This is a genomic window from Roseateles sp. P5_B10 (genome assembly GCF_056400485.1).
The window spans coordinates 1-15188 of record NZ_JBFULE010000172.1 but is presented as its reverse complement, the minus strand read 5'-3'; the positions used below and the strand labels follow the sequence as shown (position 1 = coordinate 15188).

The 15188-nt window shown below is 70.2% G+C and carries 17 protein-coding genes; 10 read left to right on the top strand and 7 right to left on the bottom strand.

Translation table 11 applies throughout. From position 1 onward, the window contains the following. Positions 1–668: zinc metalloprotease (locus AC1DU6_RS13065; RefSeq protein WP_477857621.1), on the top strand; the 668-nt coding region annotated here is incomplete at its 5' end. Between the two features lie 124 nt (positions 669–792). On the opposite strand, the gene AC1DU6_RS13060 is transcribed toward AC1DU6_RS13065, so the two are convergent. From AC1DU6_RS13060 to AC1DU6_RS13050, 3 genes are read right to left on the bottom strand one after another with little or no spacing between them, the layout of a single operon-like run. Continuing rightward, complete coding sequence (locus AC1DU6_RS13060; RefSeq protein WP_477857619.1) at positions 793–2175, bottom strand: GAF domain-containing protein; 1383 nt, start codon at positions 2173–2175, stop codon at positions 793–795. Beyond that, positions 2172–2654: a hypothetical protein gene (locus AC1DU6_RS13055; protein WP_457321916.1), complete on the bottom strand. Its 483-nt coding sequence runs from the start codon at positions 2652–2654 to the stop codon at positions 2172–2174. The genes AC1DU6_RS13060 and AC1DU6_RS13055 overlap by 4 nt, the downstream gene beginning before the upstream one ends. Then, on the bottom strand, positions 2654–3136 hold the full coding sequence (locus AC1DU6_RS13050) for a hypothetical protein (protein WP_457321914.1): 483 nt from the start codon (positions 3134–3136) through the stop codon (positions 2654–2656). The genes AC1DU6_RS13055 and AC1DU6_RS13050 overlap by 1 nt, the downstream gene beginning before the upstream one ends. A 250-nt stretch (positions 3137–3386) precedes the next feature. Between AC1DU6_RS13050 and AC1DU6_RS13045 the strand changes: the two genes are divergently transcribed. Genes AC1DU6_RS13045 through AC1DU6_RS13025 form a run of 5 tightly spaced genes read left to right on the top strand, consistent with a single transcriptional unit; the run spans position 3387 to position 7219 of the window. Further along, on the top strand, positions 3387–4487 hold the full coding sequence (locus AC1DU6_RS13045; RefSeq protein ID WP_477857617.1) for a hypothetical protein: 1101 nt from the start codon (positions 3387–3389) through the stop codon (positions 4485–4487). 11 nt (positions 4488–4498) lie between these two features. Next, positions 4499–5473, top strand: coding sequence for a thiamine pyrophosphate-dependent dehydrogenase E1 component subunit alpha (locus AC1DU6_RS13040; protein ID WP_477857615.1), 975 nt, complete (start codon positions 4499–4501; stop codon positions 5471–5473). Positions 5474–5495: 22 nt separating this feature from the next. Beyond that, the gene (locus tag AC1DU6_RS13035; RefSeq protein WP_477857613.1) at positions 5496–6458 is read left to right on the top strand and encodes an alpha-ketoacid dehydrogenase subunit beta; all 963 of its coding nucleotides are present in this window, start codon (positions 5496–5498) and stop codon (positions 6456–6458) included. A gap of 13 nt (positions 6459–6471) precedes the next feature. Continuing rightward, the gene (locus AC1DU6_RS13030) at positions 6472–6933 is read left to right on the top strand and encodes a hypothetical protein (protein ID WP_477857611.1); all 462 of its coding nucleotides are present in this window, start codon (positions 6472–6474) and stop codon (positions 6931–6933) included. Then, positions 6896–7219 carry a PEP-CTERM sorting domain-containing protein gene (locus tag AC1DU6_RS13025; RefSeq protein WP_477857609.1) on the top strand — a complete coding sequence of 108 codons (324 nt, stop codon included), beginning with the start codon at positions 6896–6898 and terminating at the stop codon, positions 7217–7219. The genes AC1DU6_RS13030 and AC1DU6_RS13025 overlap by 38 nt, the downstream gene beginning before the upstream one ends. A 27-nt stretch (positions 7220–7246) precedes the next feature. Here AC1DU6_RS13025 and AC1DU6_RS13020 read toward each other — a convergent pair whose 3' ends face one another. The 4 genes from AC1DU6_RS13020 to AC1DU6_RS13005 are packed head-to-tail and all read right to left on the bottom strand — an operon-like array spanning position 7247 to position 10811. Further along, positions 7247–7825, bottom strand: coding sequence for an ABC-type transport auxiliary lipoprotein family protein (locus AC1DU6_RS13020; protein ID WP_056197320.1), 579 nt, complete (start codon positions 7823–7825; stop codon positions 7247–7249). Further along, positions 7822–8778: an MlaD family protein gene (locus AC1DU6_RS13015; protein WP_457322615.1), complete on the bottom strand. Its 957-nt coding sequence runs from the start codon at positions 8776–8778 to the stop codon at positions 7822–7824. The genes AC1DU6_RS13020 and AC1DU6_RS13015 overlap by 4 nt, the downstream gene beginning before the upstream one ends. Positions 8779–8782: 4 nt before the next feature. Beyond that, positions 8783–9631, bottom strand: coding sequence for an ABC transporter ATP-binding protein (locus tag AC1DU6_RS13010; protein WP_477857607.1), 849 nt, complete (start codon positions 9629–9631; stop codon positions 8783–8785). 1 nt (position 9632) lies between these two features. After that, the gene (locus AC1DU6_RS13005; RefSeq protein ID WP_457322613.1) at positions 9633–10811 is read right to left on the bottom strand and encodes an MlaE family ABC transporter permease; all 1179 of its coding nucleotides are present in this window, start codon (positions 10809–10811) and stop codon (positions 9633–9635) included. 92 nt (positions 10812–10903) lie between these two features. Here AC1DU6_RS13005 and AC1DU6_RS13000 point away from each other — a divergent pair, with 92 nt between their 5' ends. The 4 genes from AC1DU6_RS13000 to AC1DU6_RS12985 all read left to right on the top strand — a co-directional run. Then, positions 10904–13114, top strand: coding sequence for a phospholipase C/P1 nuclease family protein (locus AC1DU6_RS13000; RefSeq protein ID WP_457322612.1), 2211 nt, complete (start codon positions 10904–10906; stop codon positions 13112–13114). A gap of 88 nt (positions 13115–13202) precedes the next feature. Then, positions 13203–13838 (top strand): RNA polymerase sigma factor, encoded by a 636-nt coding sequence (locus AC1DU6_RS12995; RefSeq protein ID WP_457322611.1) that lies wholly within the window; start codon positions 13203–13205, stop codon positions 13836–13838. Beyond that, a complete protein-coding gene (locus AC1DU6_RS12990; RefSeq protein ID WP_457322610.1) occupies positions 13838–14449 on the top strand; it encodes a zf-HC2 domain-containing protein in 612 nt (203 codons plus the stop codon). The genes AC1DU6_RS12995 and AC1DU6_RS12990 overlap by 1 nt, the downstream gene beginning before the upstream one ends. Then, a partial coding sequence (locus AC1DU6_RS12985) for a S8 family peptidase (RefSeq protein WP_477857604.1) occupies positions 14446–15188 on the top strand: 743 nt, incomplete at its 3' end. The genes AC1DU6_RS12990 and AC1DU6_RS12985, both read left to right, overlap by 4 nt.

The window sequence follows — 15188 nt, the reverse complement described above, 5'->3', positions numbered from 1 at the left end:
CCACGGAGTATGGCCGCGGCACCGCATTGCACGAACTCGGCCATGTGCTGGGCATGGAGCACGAGCACCAGAACCCCTTTGCCGGCATCAAGTGGCATGAGGAGGCCGTCTACACCTCGCTGGGCAAGCCGCCCAACAGCTGGACGCGCGAGACGACCTTCCACAACATCCTGGAGAAGCTCGAGCCCAGCCAGGTGCAGGGCTCGAGTTGGGACCCCGACTCCATCATGGAGTACGAGTTCGAGCCTGGCCTGATCGACGAGCCCGAGCAATATGACGTCGACGGCCTGGTGCCGCCCGGCAAGCTGTCCAAGGCCGACAAGGCCTGGTTGTTGAAGTGGTACCCGGCGCAGGCGGCCCAGACGCCGACGCTGGAAGCCTTCAAGGCCGTGGTCGTGCCCCTTGCGGCCGGTCAACAGGTGGACTATCTGTTCAAGCCCACCGAGTCGCGCAGGTACACCATCGCCACCAAGGGCGCGTCGGACACGCTGCTGGGCCTGTTCGAGGACGTGAACGGCACGCCGCGCAATTTGGCGGCCGACGACGACAGCGGCGAAGACCGCAATGCCAGCATCGTCTACAAGCTCTTTGCCGGTCGTCGCTACTTCGTGCGCCTGCGGCTCTACCACCCGGGCCAGACCGGCATCACTTCGTTGATGGTGTCTTAGGGCCTGTCAACGCTACGGCACTGCGGCCGTGACGACGAGGGTCTCCAGTGCCAGGGCTGAGGTGCGGCCAGGCCGGCCAGTGCTCGTGTCTCGACGGTAGCGCATGGCGCGTCCGACGCGCAACTCAGCCCTCGGTCGTCAGGCTCAGCGGGCCGTCGGCAATGAGGCGGTACTGGCCGCGGCCGGCGCGTTCGATGTGCAGGCCGAAGTCGCGCTCGGCCAGGCGGCGCTCCAGCAGCAGGAGGCGCACGCCGAGGTTGTCCTGCACCTCGGGCAGGCGCAGGTCGCCGCCGGCCAGGCGCAGCTCGCGCGTGCTGAAGGCCTCGCGGCCGCTGTCGATCCGGTCGCGCACGAGCTTGGCGATGATGGCGCCGGCCACGCCCTTGATGAGGTACTCGTCGTTGATGAAGACGCTGTGGTCACGCGGGTAGTGGCGCAAGCGCAGCGGCGTGCCGCCGGCCGCCTGTTCGGCCGCGGGGGCCGCCGCCACSGGCTCTTCCACGAGCTCCGTCGTGCGCAAAGCTGCCAGGCCTTGCGCCAGCTGAGCGCCAACGGCCGTCAGCGCGTCCTCGTCGTCATAGCTGAAGAACTGATCGTGCTCGCTTTCAACCAGCAGCGCGCCGACCGTGCGGCCACGGGCGCGCAGCGGCACAGCGAGCTGGCTGCGCGGGCTGGCCAGGCCGGGCATGGGGATGGTGTCAGCCATGGCGGCCTGCAGGCCAAGCTGCTCGGCCTTGGCTCGCCAGGACATGCCGTAGCTGTACATCTGGCTCATGTGGCCAATGCGGATGGGCACGTTCTCGCGCAGCGCGACGCCGGCGAGGCCGGCTTCCGCCAGCGGCAGCTCGGCGCCGCTGCCGGCCTGTTCGTAGCCGATGCTGGCCAGCGTATAGAGGCCCTGGCGCTGCTCGTCCAGCAGCCAGATGATGGCGTGGCCGATGCACAGGTCGCGCTGCAGGCCGGTGGTGAAGGCCTGCAGCAGGCTGCGCAGGTCGGGCGCTTCGGCGAGCTGCTCGCTCAGGCGCCGCACACCGGTGGCGAGATCGCAACGCGGCGCCATGGCCGGCAGGGGGTGCACCGGGTCGAGTTTGCGCAGCGATTCGACGCGGTAGACGTCGGCGCCGCGCAGGTGAAAGACCTTCTCCATGCCCGTCTGCGCGGCGATGCCGGCGAGCTTGGCGCGCAGGCGCTCAAACACCGGGCCCTCGGTGTCCGTGCGCTCATACCGGAGCTGAAGCAGCACCGACACGCCGGTGATCGGGTCCTCGACGCTGAGCGCGACGCGGCCGGTAGCCAGGATGTTGACGCGGGCGCGGTTGAGGAACTGGTAGGTCAGCGCGACATGCTCGTCGTCGATGTACTCGGCGTGCGACAGGTAGTTGACGTGCGGCATGCCGTCGGCGCCCACCGAGCACATCGCCGGCGGGATGACGCCTTCGAGCAGGCGGCGCACGTCGCGCAGTTTGAGCGCACGACGTTCCGTTTGAGGAGTGGGGGTGTCGGTCATGGCAACAGGTCGATGGCTTGGCCGGCGCCGGGGCCGGGGGTCTGGTCCCAGGCGGCCAGCGGCGTGAAGCGCACGCAGCTGAGGTCGGCCAGGGTGAGGTCGCCGAGCACGGCGTTGACCTGTCGGCGGTCGGCGCCGAAGAGTTCGATCTGCCGCAGCCAGGCCTCGAAGCAATGCGCGAACTTCGGCCCCTGCTCGGCATAGGCGGGCAGCACTTTGGCGTCCACGCCCTTCACATGCAGCACGCGGCAGGTGCTGGGCAGGCCAGCGGAGACAGCGACGCGGCCGGTGGCGCGGATCGCGTCGAGCAACTCGGCGCCCGCCTCGCTGCGTGCGAGCAGTTCGATGCGACCGTCGGCCAGGGCCCAGGCGCCGTGCGCGAAGGCCAGCTCGGGCTGCCCCTCGGGCGTGCTCGAGCCCACGCGCAGCGTGACGCCCTGCTGCAGGTGATCGATCCAGATGCCGGGAAGGCGGGCCATCAGCGCAGCAGTTCCACGGGGTTGCCGGCACCTGGGCCGGGCGTCTGGTCCCAGGCGCCGCAGGGCGTGAAGCGGATGCCGGCCAGGCGCTGCACGCCCAGGTCGTACCAGATCGCCATGATGGCTTCGCGGCTGAAGCCGTAGGGCTCGACCTGGGCGATGAATCGTTCACGGCAGCGCTCGAACAGCGGTGCATGGCCGGCCGTGGGCGTGAAGACCTCGGCGTCCAGCCCTTTCACGTGCAGCGTGCGATGGCTGCCCGGCTGCGCCGCGACGTAGGCGATGCGCCCGCTCGCCTGGACGGCGGCCAGCAGCCGGTCGGCGATGTCGGCCGCCAGCAGCACTTCGACGCGGCCGTCCGCCAGCGCTTGAGCGGCCAGGCCGCGGCAGATCTCGGGCTGGCCGTCGGCATGGCTGCCGCCGAGGCGGTGGGAGACGCCGCTTTCGAGATGAGCGGCCCAGTCGGGGGGGAGTTGCGGCAAGGTGCGGCGCGGTGGTTGGGTCGAGGTCGGAATGATAGGCAAGCAGGCCATCGCGTCGCCGTTAGCAAAGACTTAACAAACCCTTAGTGGAGAACTAGCAGCGCGAAAAGCGCTCGCCGACCACAGTACAGCCCATGCCGGACAGACCCGGCGCGAGACACGCATCCCCCAAGGCATCAACCGGCCGAAGCCCACCAGGCAGCGGCGCGGCGCAGCCTTGCCCGAAACCGCCGAATCAGGAGAGCTATCCATGAAAACACGTCCCAACCCCTCGCTGAGCGCCCAGGCCGCCGCCGCGCTGCTCGCAGGGTTGGTGCTCGCCGCTGGCACCGCCCAGGCCGGCTGCTGGGCCGTCAACGCTGCCGAGCCGATCAGCAGCGACGGCCTGCCGGTCAATCACGCCTCGTTCAAGCCGCTGCATGCGGTGATGGATCGGTTCGACGCCCAGGCCCGGCCCAACCCCGGCCTGCTGGCCCTGCCCGACGTGAGGCTGCGCATGACCCGCCAGGTGATGGATTCGGACGAACCCAGCCGCCGCCCGCGCGAGGCCGTCATCCATGCCCAGGGCTTCGGCCCCAAGACCTGGATAGGCAAGGACTGCGGCATTCACGCCGAAGCCGCCCAGCGCATCGGCCCGCGCGCCGGCTTCAGTCTCTTCATCAACTCGCCGCTGACGACGCTGAACCGCTGGGCCCATGACGAGCAGCTCAGCGCCTACCTCGAAGGCGAGCGYGGCGAGGCCATGCAGGGCTGGCCGGTGTTTCGTGGCTGCGCCGTCATCGGCCCCGAGCGTCGCCTGCCCTGGGTGCCCGTCACGGTGGGCGAGATGCTGGGCCACTTCGAGCGCGAGCAGCAACGCAAGATCGAGGACTGGGACCACCGCAACGAGCGCGCGCTGCAGCCCTTTGACCTTGCCGCCGCCGAGCGCCAGGCCGAGCAGATCCGGCCGCAGAACGCCAAGGCCGCCTGCGCCTTGCTAATGGCGGCCCGCCAGCGCAAGGCTGGCGAGGCGAGCTATCACGCGCAACTGGCACGTGGCCGCCAGGGCCTGGTCGACGAGCTGGAGAGCCTGCGCACCACCCGTTCCGCGATGGACGCCGGCCAGCTCGGCGAGCCCTACCGCCTGGGCAGCGGCCGCCATCGCCTGCCCGGGCCTGCCGACGCCGGACGGCCGCTGAAGCGCCTCGTCAAGCTGGACCCGGGCTTCCCCTGGGACGCCCACCACCGCACGCGCATCCAGCTGCTGACCGTCTGCGCCAGCACCCACCCCAACAACCCCACCTATGCGACCCCGATGCGCGACGCCGTCGCCGCGCTGGATCTGTCGCGCCTTGCCGCATTGCTGAACTGAGAAAGACCGACATGAGTACGAACACCCTTCCCACGCCGCGCGAACTGCCAGCAGCACCCGTTGGGAACGCCGCCACCGCCTCGACCGTGTCCTCCCGCCTGGACGCCATGCTGCAGATCCGTGCCTACGAGCAGCAGCTCATCGTTGCCGCCTCGCCCAGCAACCCCGGTACCTGCACCTCGGTCGGCCAGGAGGCCTKCGCCGTCGGCGTCGTCGCCGCCCTGGGCCCGCAGGACAAGCTGCTCACCAACCACCGCAGCGCCGGCCACCTGCTGGCGCGCGGCGCCGACCCCGAGCGCATGTTCGCCGAGGTGCTGGGCCGCGCCAGCGGCTATTGCGGTGGCCACTCGGGCTCGCTGCACATCTCGGTCAAGGCACTGGGTGTGGTGCTGACGTCCACCATCGTCGGCGGTGGGCTGTCGCTGGCGCCGGGCGTGGCGCTGGCTCAGAAGCTCGGCGCCCAGCCCGAGGGCATCACAGCCGTGTTCTTCGGCGACGGCGCGGCCTGCCAGGGCATCTTCCACGAGGCCATCAACCTGGCCGCGACCTGGCGCCTGCCGATTCTCTTCGTCTGCGAGAACAACCAGTGGCAGGCCTATGTGCACCGCCGCGAGACCATGCCCGGCGAGCACGTGGCCGACTGGGTGCAGGGCCATGGCCTGGTGGCCGAGGTGGTGGACGGCAATGACGTCGAGGCCGTTCACGCCGCCGCCGTGCAGGCCGTGGCCGCCATCCGCGACAGCGGCCGCCCGCGCCTGCTCGAGCTGACGACCTACCGCCAGCGCGGCCACTTCGAGCCCGACGACCAGGCCTATGTCTGTGCCACCGAGCATGCCCAGTGGCTCAAGYGCGACCCCATCCAACGCCAGGCCGAACGGCTGATGTTGACTGCCGATGACCTGGCCCGCCGCGAGGCCGGGGTGCGTGGCGCCATCGAGCAGGCCCATGCCGCCGCGCTTGCGGCCCCCTGGCCCCAACTGGCCTGAAGGAGCACGAGAGATGCAAACAATGACTTCCCAGCAAGCGCTGATGGCAGCGCTGCGCCGCGCGATGGCGGCCGACGAGCGCGTCATCTTCATCGGCGAGGGCGTGGCCACCAAGAACCCAGAGCTGCTGGCCGCCTTCGGTGCCGAGCGCGTGCGCAACACGCCGCTGGCCGAGGCCAGCATCGTCGGCTGTGCCGTGGGCGCCGCGGCCATGGGCCTGCGCCCCGTCGTGGACCTGCTGTTCTCGCCCTTCCTGATGCTCGCCATGGACGCGTTGGTCAACAGCGCCGGCAAGCTCGGGGCGCTGAGCGGGGGGCAGTTCGAGTTCCCGATGGTGGTGCTGGCCCAGACCGGTGCCGGCTGGTCCATCGGCGGCCAGCACAACCACAACCTGGAGGCGCTGTTCGCCCACGTGCCCGGCCTGCAGGTGTTGATGCCCAGCACGCCGGGCGACAGCGCCGGGCTGCTGACCGGTGCCTTGCGTCAGCCCCTGCCCAGCCTGCTGTTCAGCGACATCGGCCTGGCCCATGCGCCGGGCGACGTGAATGGCGACGAACTGCTGCTGCCCGGGCGCGCCGCGGTGCGCCGGCGCGGCGACGCGCTGACGCTGGTGGGCTACGGCAAGACCGTCGGCCATTGCCTCACCGCTGCGCAGGCCTTGCAGGCGGAGGGTGTGGAGGCCGAAGTCATCGACCTGCGCAGCCTCAAGCCGCTGGACACGGCCAGCGTGCTGGCCTCGGTGCGCAAGACCGGCCGCCTGCTGTGCGTGACCGAGGCCAGCGGCCTGTGCGGCCTGGCGGCCGAGCTGTGCGCCGTCGTCGCCGAAGAGGCCTTTGCCGAACTGAAGGTCGCGCCCCGGCGCCTGACCGGTCCCGACGCCCCGGCGCTGGCCAGCTGGCCGCTGGAGCAGGCCGCCGTGCCCCGGCCCGAACAGATCGCCGCCCGCGCGCGGGCACTGATGAACACCCAACCCCTGAATGTCTGAACTTGAGACCACCATGAACAAGACCTCGATGACTCTCGCGCTGGCCCTGGCCAGCGCCACCCTGCTGACCTTCACCGCGCAAGCCGCGACGCCCAACTACGGCAGCTACGCCGGCACGACGGGCGGCACCCGCAGCGGTGGCGAGGGCAGCTTCTCTGCCATGGCCAACACGCCGTCGTATTACAAGTACTCCTATGCCTGGGGCATGGCTGCCTTGAGCGACGGCACGCTGCACGCGGCCTCCAGCGCCACACCATGCCCGGGCTGCCATGCCCAGACGGGCGCCGAATCGTTGGCCCGTTTCTGGGACACGGTACCTCAGCGTCAGCATCGACGGCACGCTGACACCCGGCGGATATGCGCAGGCCTGGGCGCGCTTCTATGTCGGCGACCCCAAGGCCGACTTCTTCGATCACCTGAACGACTACGCCCCGGCCATGCAGCTGAAATCCGGCACGACGGTCCTGGGCGATGAGCTGGCCATCCCCCTGGGCAACAGCAAGGTCTTCATCTATGCCGAGCTCCACACCTCGGCCGTGGCGCTGCCCTATGCCGGCAGCCCCAACACCAGCGCCGACTTCGGCAACACCCTGCACTTCAACTGGACCCTGCCCGACGGCGTCACCACGAGCTCGGCCTCGGGCCAGTTCATGACGGCGGCGGCCGTGCCCGAGCCGTCGAGCTGGATGATGGCCGGCGCCGGCCTGCTGGTGCTGGTCCGCTTGCAGCGCCGCCGCGCTGGCCCATCGACCGCCCGGTAAGGCCTGGACTCGCAGCCCGTGCCGGATTCAGCGGCAGGCGGATGCCGCCAGCCAGTCGGCCAGTTGCGGCAGCATTTCGTCCACCGCCTGGGCCATGGCGCGCACGGCGCCGGGTGCGTCGGGTGTAGCGGCGGCGCGTTCGATGCGCCAGTGGCGTTGCACTGGCGGGCTGGTGGCGCCGGCGGGCCACAGCGTCGCATGCAGGCGCAGCACGACCTGGCTGCTGGCCGGGCTGGCGAACACCTGCTCGAACTCGTCCAGGTTGATGGCCAGCAGCGCCGCCGGCCGGCCAGCGCAGGCGGGTGGCGTGACGAGTTGTTCGCGCARCCGCTGCGTCAGCAGGGCCGCGGGCGGTGCGGCCCAGAAACTGTCGCGGTAATGCTCCAGGCGCTGGGCCTGCTGGAAGCTGAGGCGATAGGCAATGCCGTCGCCCGACAGCCAGGGCGGCGCCGTCACATCGGCCACGCGCCAGGCCAGCGCACCACCACTGGCGGCCGCCGCAGGCGCGGGGCCGAGGTCGTAGACGGCCCGGGGTGCCGCCGTCGGTGCGAGGGAGCAGGCACTCAAGGCCAGCGCGACGGCCAGCAGGATCGATGCTGTTTTCATTTCTTCAGCCGTTCGGCAAAACCCGTCTCGCCGGGCCCGGGCGGCCGCGCGCTGCGGCCGAACAGCAGGCTCTGCGGCTGGTCACCGAGGTCGTTGGCGGCGCGCTCGATGCTGCGGCTGGCGGCCGACACGTCGGCCAGCACAGGCCGGTTGCGCGGCGGCGTGTCGCCCACCAGCGCGAGTTCGAGGCTGCGGCTGGTGGCCTGCACCTGGGCGGCGGCGGCCTCCAGTTGGTCCAGCGCCTTGGCGCGGGCCTTCAGATCCTGGGCGAGCAACTGGCCATCGGCGGCGAGCGCCTCGATGCGGGTCAGCGCGGCTTGAGCGCGCTTGGCGGTGGCGTCGGAGTCCTTCAGCAACGCCGGCAGTTCGCGGGCGCTGGGCTGCAGGGCAGCCATCAGCTTGCTGGTGTCGCCGGCGGCCTGTTGCAGCTCGGCGAGCGTCTTGCCGAGCTGGATGCGGTTGTCGTCGCTGAGCAGGGCGTTGAGCCGGGTGGCCGTCTCGGCAAAGCCGGTCACCAGGCCCGGGCCGCTCTCGGCCAGGCGATCCAGCAGCGTCGGCCGTAGCGCGAGGCGGGTGCCGGGTGCGGCGCGCTGCAGGGTTCCCTTGGTATCGGCCTCCTCCAGGCCGACAAAGGACAGGCCGGTCACGCCCTGCAGGCCGAGCTGGGCATAGGTTTGGGTCGACACGGGCGCGGCCGCATCGACGGCGATGCCGACGAGGATCTGGCGCGGGTCGACCGGGTCGAAGCCAATCGTCTCGACGTAGCCCACCTCGACACCGCGCAACTTGACCGGCGCCTTCAGGTTCAAGCCGGGCACGCCGCTGCGGGCGACGACGGTGTAACGCACGCGCTCGGTGCGGTCGCCTTGGAACCAGGCGACGCTGCCTGCCAGCATGAGGCCGAGCAGCAGCAGAAAGAGGCCGGCGGCCAGGGCGTGGGCTTTGTTTTCCATAAGTTCAGACGTTAGCGTCTTCACGCAGCACGGCCGGCACGCCGCCGTCATCGCTCGTGTCGTCCAGGCTGAGGCGGAAGCGCCGCACATCCTCCTCGGCGCAGCGCTCGACATGGCCGAGGAAGAAGTTGCGCACAAAGGAATGGGGCAGGCGCGCCACTTCGGACAGCGGGCCGCTGGCGATGATGCGCTGGTCGGCCAGCACGGCGACGCGGTCGACGACGGCGAACAGGGTGTCGACATCGTGCGTGACCATGACGACGGTCAGGCCCAGCTCCTGGCGCAGGCGCCGCAGCAGCTTGACGAACTGCTTGGCGCTGTCGGGGTCCAGGCCGGCGGTGGGTTCGTCCAGGAACAGCAACTGCGGGTCAAGGATCAGCGCCCGCGCCAGCGACACGCGCTTGACCATGCCGCCCGACAGCTCGGCCGGGCGCTTCAACGCGTCCTCGGGCTTGAGGCCGACCTGGGCCAGTTTCAGCATGACCAGCGGCTTGACGAGGTCGGCCGGCACGCTCTTGAGCTCGCGCAGCGGCAGGGCGACGTTGTCATACACGCTCAGCGCCGAGAACAGCGCGCCGGCCTGGAACAGCACGCCCCAGCGGTAGCGCACGCACTCCAGGTCGCGCACCGCGCAGYGGCCCAGCGGGTGGCCGAAGATCTTCACCGTGCCGGCCTGGGGCACTTCCAGGCCGAGCAGCAGGCGCAGCAGCGTCGTCTTGCCCGAGCCCGAGCCGCCGATCAGCGCCACCACCTCGCCGCGGTGCACGGTCAGGTTGAGGTTGCGATGGATGACATGGCCGCCATAGGCCGTGGTCACGTTCTCGACTTCGATGATGGGTTCCGGATCGTTCATTTCAGACCCCGAGGTTGGAGAAGAGAACCGCGAACACCGCGTCAACGACGATGACCAGCGTGATGGCCGTGACCACCGACTGCGTGACGCTCTGGCCCAGGCTCTCGGTATTGGGCTTCACGCGCAGCCCGAAATGGCAGGCCAGCAGCGCGATGAGCCCACCGAACAGGATGGACTTGATCCAGCCCAGCCACAGGTTGACGGGCTCGACGACGCTGGGCAGGATGTGCACGAACTGCATCGGGTCGAGCTTGAGCTGGGCGCTGGCCGCCGTCATGCCACCCAGTAGCATCAGCCCGCTTGTCCACAGAGCCACCAGCGGTAGCGAGATGGCCAGCGCGATGACCTTGGGCGCCACCAGGCGCACGGTGTGCGAGATGCCCATGACCGACAGCGCGTCCAGCTCCTGCGTGACTCGCATGACGCCGATCTGCGCCGTCATCGCCGAGCCCGAGCGGCCGGCCACGATGATGGCCGCCAGCAGCGGCCCCAGTTCGCGCAGTACCGCCAGGCCGAGGATGTTGATGACGAAGATGTCGGCGCCATAGGCCTTCAGCTGGCGGGAGATCAGATAGGACAGCGTCAGCCCGACGAGAAAGCCCACCAGGGCGGTGATCGGCAGCGCCTGGGCACCGGTGCGGTAGACATTGGCCGAGATCTCGCGCCAGCCGATCAGCGAGGGGTGGCGCAGCATCTGCACGAAGTCCAGCAGCAGGCGGCCGATGAGGGCGACGATGTCGACGCCATGGCGGGCGAAGGCCAGGGTCTTCAAGCTGGCCAGTTCCAGCCCGGGGCCGAGGCTGCGCTTGCGCTTCGGGAAGGCGCCGGGCTGCATGAACTGCGAGAACAGCGTCACATGCTCGGGCAGCCACAGCAGCCGCCGCGGCGGCTTGCGGCCCCAGCCCTGCCACAGCGTCAATGCGCCGGCGGTGTCCAGCCGCCCCAGGGCACGCAGGTCCCACAGCGCATCGGGGGTCTCGGTGACGGCGGCGGCCACGCGCTGGCGGAATTCCACATAGCGCTCGCGCAGGGCCAGCACCGTCCAGTCACCGCTGACCCGCCATTCACGGCCGCTGCCGGTCTCGCCACCGCCGGACTGCAACTGCGGCTCGGCGTCGGATGCGCCGCCGGCCCAGGCCGAGGTCAGGGTGTCCAGGGGCAGGGCGCCGGCTTCGCTCATGGTGCAACGATAGCGCCTCCCAAGGCTTGATGAGGCGGCGGGGGCCGGGGCTTGATAGCGTCCGGCCGTTGATCCGCCCTGCGAAAGACCCTATGGACCGCTTCATCCGCCGCGCCGACCCGCGCACCCTGAGCGTGCGCGACCTGCTCGAGGCGCGCGACCAGTACCACGTCCACATCGCCAACCTGCCCACCGTCATCGGCACGGCCATGGGCCGCTACCGCATCCGGCTGGACGACCCCAACTACGCCGACGAGCATGCCGAACAGACCGGCAAGGAGCTCGGCCCCCGCACGCTGGACAACAGCAATTTCCGGCCCTGGTCCTGGCCCTGCGTGCTGGTCTTCGTCACCGAATGGCTGGACCGCAAGACGCTGTCCCGCCACCCCGAGCTGGCGGTGCCGCCGGTGCTCTACCTGCCCGACGGCCGCCAGGTGCGCACCTGCCCCGTGCTCGTGCAGCGGCGCGTGGCCAACCTGCCGCCGGCCGACACGGCCCTTTATGCCGCGGACAAGTTCGGCCCCAATTTCCAGGTTCATGTGGCCGACCAGGGTGCGACCCGCATGGGCGTGGCGTCGGCCATCGTCGAGGACGGCGCCTGCGCCTTCGCCCTCGTCAGCCGCCACGTGACCTCGGGCACCGAGCCCGGCGCGCCGGTCTTTGCGCTGCCGCGTGGCAAGAAGGTCGGCATTGGGCACATCACGTCGCGCAGCGTCGACGCGCTGCCGCTGGCCGACATCTACCCCGGCTTTGCCGGCCGCGATACCCGGCTGACGCTGGACGCCGCCCTCGTCAAACTCGACAGCATCGGCTCGACCAATTCCCAGTACCTGGGCGTCGGCGGTTTCGGCCCCGTCATCGACCTGAGCTCCGACAAGATGAGCCTCAACCTGATCGGCTGCCCGCTGTTCACGGAGCTGCCGGGTGGCATCCGCACCGAGGGCTGCGTGCATGGGCTGTTCTACCGCCATGCCAGCGTGGGCGGCGTGGATGCGCTGGCGGAATTCCTCATCGGCCCGCGCCGGCCGGGCCAGACCGTGCAGACGCGCCCGGGCGACTCCGGTGCCGTGTGGTTCTGGGACGAGGTGGCCGACCGCGCCGCCAAGGACCAGGGCGCCCCTGCGCCGGTGAACTTCCGGCCGCTGGCCGTGCAATGGGGCGGCCATGGCTTCGGCGCCCTGCATTCGAACCGCGCCACCGAGTTCGCGCTGGCCACCGGCTTCAGTTCGCTGTGCAAGGCGCTGAATGTCGAGCTCGTCGAGGACTGGCGCAGCGGCCAGAGCCGCTACTGGGGCAAGGTCGGCCACTACAACATCGGCTATGCCGCCTGCTTCGCGCTGCAGACGGCCAAGGCCAAGGCCGTCTTCAAGGCCAATGCGACGGCCATCGGCGTCAGCGACGAGGACATCACCGCTGGCAAGCTGCCCGGCGCCACGCAGACATCGAAATTCATCGCTCTGGCCGATGTGCCCGACCTGGTCTGGCGCAGCACCCGAGGCAAGGACAAGGCCAACCACTTCGCTGACATGGACGAGCCCGGCCGCGGGCCCGCCTTCCAGGGCAGGACGCTGATCCAGCTCTGGCAGCAGGACCCRGCGTCGCGCGACCCGCAGGTGTGGGACCAGTTCTACAGCAGCATCGACCCCGCCCGCAAACCCGCGCACCGTGGCGCGCTGCCGTTTCGCGTTGCCGAGCTCTACAAGGTCATGGTGCAGGCCGCTGCCGCCAAGCAGCTCGACGCCTACGTCTGTGCCGCCGGCGTGCTGGCCCACTACATTGGCGACGCCTGCCAGCCCCTGCATGTCTCGCAGCTGCACCATGGCCAGCCGGACGACGCCGACGACGACAAGGTGCATGCCGTCTACGAGGACGACATGCTGAACCAGGCCGCCGACGAGGTGGTGGTCGGCGTCAAGCAGCGCGTGGGTGCGGCGGTGAAGCGCCCGTTGTTCACGGGCCCCATGGCGGCGGCGGACGCCGTCGTGCAGCTGATGCGCCGCACCATCGAGGAGTTGCCGCCCGAGGAGGTGCTCGAGGTCTACCGCCGGGTGCATGGCCGTGGCCAGTCGGCGGCGATGTGGGCCGCACTGGGCGAGCGCACCATGAACCGCATGGCCGACGGCGCCGTCACGCTRGCGACGGTCTGGCAGTCGGCCTGGAAGGAAGGCAAGGGCGAGCAGAACTTCACCGCGGCCGCCTGCAAGCTGCCCGTGCCCACCGTGCGCCTGAAGAAGCTCTATGACACCAAGGGCTTTGCCGAATCGCACTGGCTGCATGAGATGACGTTGGCCGGCCTGGCCTAGCCCCCTGAGCCGGGGGCTCGCTACCATCGCTTTGAACCTCCTGGCACCGAGCCGGGACTCATACGCAATGGAACCCCGTGTGGCGAGCATGTTGAAGTGGCCCAGCATCAGGAAAAAGCGCGATGACGCCCCGTCGGCCCCGGCTGCTTCTGCCCGCGGGCCGGCGGCCGAGGTGCTGGAACTGGCCTTGCTGGAGGGCATCAAGCGCGGGCAGCGGGCGGAATTCGACGCCCTCTATCGGGTTTACCACCCCCGGCTGTGGCGCTTTCTGTCGCATCTGATGCGCCAGCCGGAAGCCATCGAGGAGGTGCTGAACGACACCCTGATGGTCGTCTGGCAGCGCGCCGACAGCTTCGACGGGCGCAGCAAGCTGTCGACCTGGATCTTCGGCATCGCCTACCGCAAGGCCCTGAAGGCGCTCAGCCGCCAGGACCTGCCGGTGGACGGCGACAGCGTCGAGGAGCCGACCGACCCAGGGCCAGGACCCGAGCAGCGCCTGGGGCTGGAGCAGCTGCGCGGCCGGCTGCGCGCAGCGATGGCCGAGTTGTCGCCGGAGCACCGCGCAGTCGTGGAGCTGTGCTATTTCCATGACATGGCCTATGCCGAGATCGCCGATGTCGTCGGCTGCCCGCCCGAGACCGTCAAGACACGGATGTTTTATGCCCGGCGCCGGCTGCGCCTCCTGCTCGACGATCTCGCCGGGCTGGAGCAAGGAGAACTGTGATGAGTGTGGTGATTCCGATGGAACATGACGAGCATGCCGCCGTGCAGGCGCTGCTGCCCTGGTATGCGCGCGGCCAGCTGGGCGAGGACGAGACCGGCCAGGTGCAACGCCATCTGCTGCATTGCACCGCCTGCCGCAACGAGCTGGCAGCCGAGCAGCCCATGCAGACGCTGCTGAACGTGGCCGGTACGCCGCTGCAGGGCGGTGACGTCGAGGCGGGGCTGGCGAAGATGCATGCGCTGATGCAGCTTGCCAAGCCAAAACCTGCCCGTGCGGCGCGTTGGATGCCCTGGGCCCTGGGCCTGCAAGGTGCGGCCGTCGCGTTGTTGCTGGCCCTGGTGCTGGCGCCGCGCCCCGACGGGCCGACCTACCAGGGCCTGTCCGCCAGCGGCAGCGTGCCGGTCGTGGCGGATGCCTTGGTGATGTTCAAGCCCGGCACCACCGAGAAGGCGGTGCGGGAACTGCTGCAGGCCCAGGGCGCCGGCGTCGTCGCCGGCCCCACGGAGACCGGCGCCTGGCTGCTGCGTGTCGACGCCCGGGGCCTCGCCGCCCTGCGCACGGCTCCCATCGTCGCCCTGGCCGAGCCGCTGCAACCGGGGCCGGCCCAATGAGACTTTGGCTGCGCTTGCTGGTGCTGCTGGCCTGCTGCCTGACCGKCAGTGGCGCCCATTCCCAGGCCGAGGAGGCCCAGCGCCAGGTCCTCGTCATGCTGCAGCTGCCCAAGGCCCATTACCGGCCCGACGGCAGCTATGCAGGCACCTACGGCGAGGGCGTGGGCCGGCAGTCGCGCCAGCAGGTCGCCCAGTCGCTGGCCCAGGCCCACAAGCTGGAGATGCGCAGCGAATGGGCCATGCCGCTGGCCGGCGTGGACTGCTTCGTCATGCGCCTGCCCGAGGGCGACACGCGCAGCCCGATCAAGGTCGCCGAGGCCGTGGCCGAAGACAAGCGCGTCGCCTGGGCCCAGCCCGTCAGCCTCTACCGCGCCCAGGGCAGCCAGCAGGAGCCGCTCTACCAGGCCCAGCCGGCTGCACGCCAGTGGCATCTGGCCGAGTTGCACCAGTTGGCTACCGGCCGCGGCGTGCGCGTGGCCATCGTCGACAGCGGCGTGGAGGCCAACCACCCCGACCTCGCCGGCCAGGTCGCCCTCAACGAGAACTTCGTCGACGACAAGGCACTGCCGGCCGAGGGCCATGGCACGGCCGTGGCCGGCATCATCGCGGCGCGGGCCGACAACGGCCTGGGCATCGCCGGCATCGCGCCCCAGGCCCGGTTGCTGGCCCTGCGTGCCTGCTGGCAGGCGGCAGGCACCCAGACGCTGTGCACGAGCCTGGGCCTGGCCAAGGCCTTGTA

What these genes read in the sequence shown, in the direction of transcription:
- AC1DU6_RS12990 (WP_457322610.1), top strand. Translation starts at nt 13,838, where the DNA reads ATGAGTGTGGTGATTCCGATGGAACATGACGAGCATGCCGCCGTGCAG.
- AC1DU6_RS13030 (WP_477857611.1), top strand. Translation starts at nt 6,472, where the DNA reads ATGAACAAGACCTCGATGACTCTCGCGCTGGCCCTGGCCAGCGCCACC.
- AC1DU6_RS13055 (WP_457321916.1), bottom strand. Translation starts at nt 2,654, where the DNA reads ATGGCCCGCCTTCCCGGCATCTGGATCGATCACCTGCAGCAGGGCGTC.
- AC1DU6_RS12995 (WP_457322611.1), top strand. Translation starts at nt 13,203, where the DNA reads ATGTTGAAGTGGCCCAGCATCAGGAAAAAGCGCGATGACGCCCCGTCG.
- AC1DU6_RS13015 (WP_457322615.1), bottom strand. Translation starts at nt 8,778, where the DNA reads ATGGAAAACAAAGCCCACGCCCTGGCCGCCGGCCTCTTTCTGCTGCTG.
- AC1DU6_RS13005 (WP_457322613.1), bottom strand. Translation starts at nt 10,811, where the DNA reads ATGAGCGAAGCCGGCGCCCTGCCCCTGGACACCCTGACCTCGGCCTGG.
- AC1DU6_RS13035 (WP_477857613.1), top strand. Translation starts at nt 5,496, where the DNA reads ATGACTTCCCAGCAAGCGCTGATGGCAGCGCTGCGCCGCGCGATGGCG.
- AC1DU6_RS13025 (WP_477857609.1), top strand. Translation starts at nt 6,896, where the DNA reads ATGCAGCTGAAATCCGGCACGACGGTCCTGGGCGATGAGCTGGCCATC.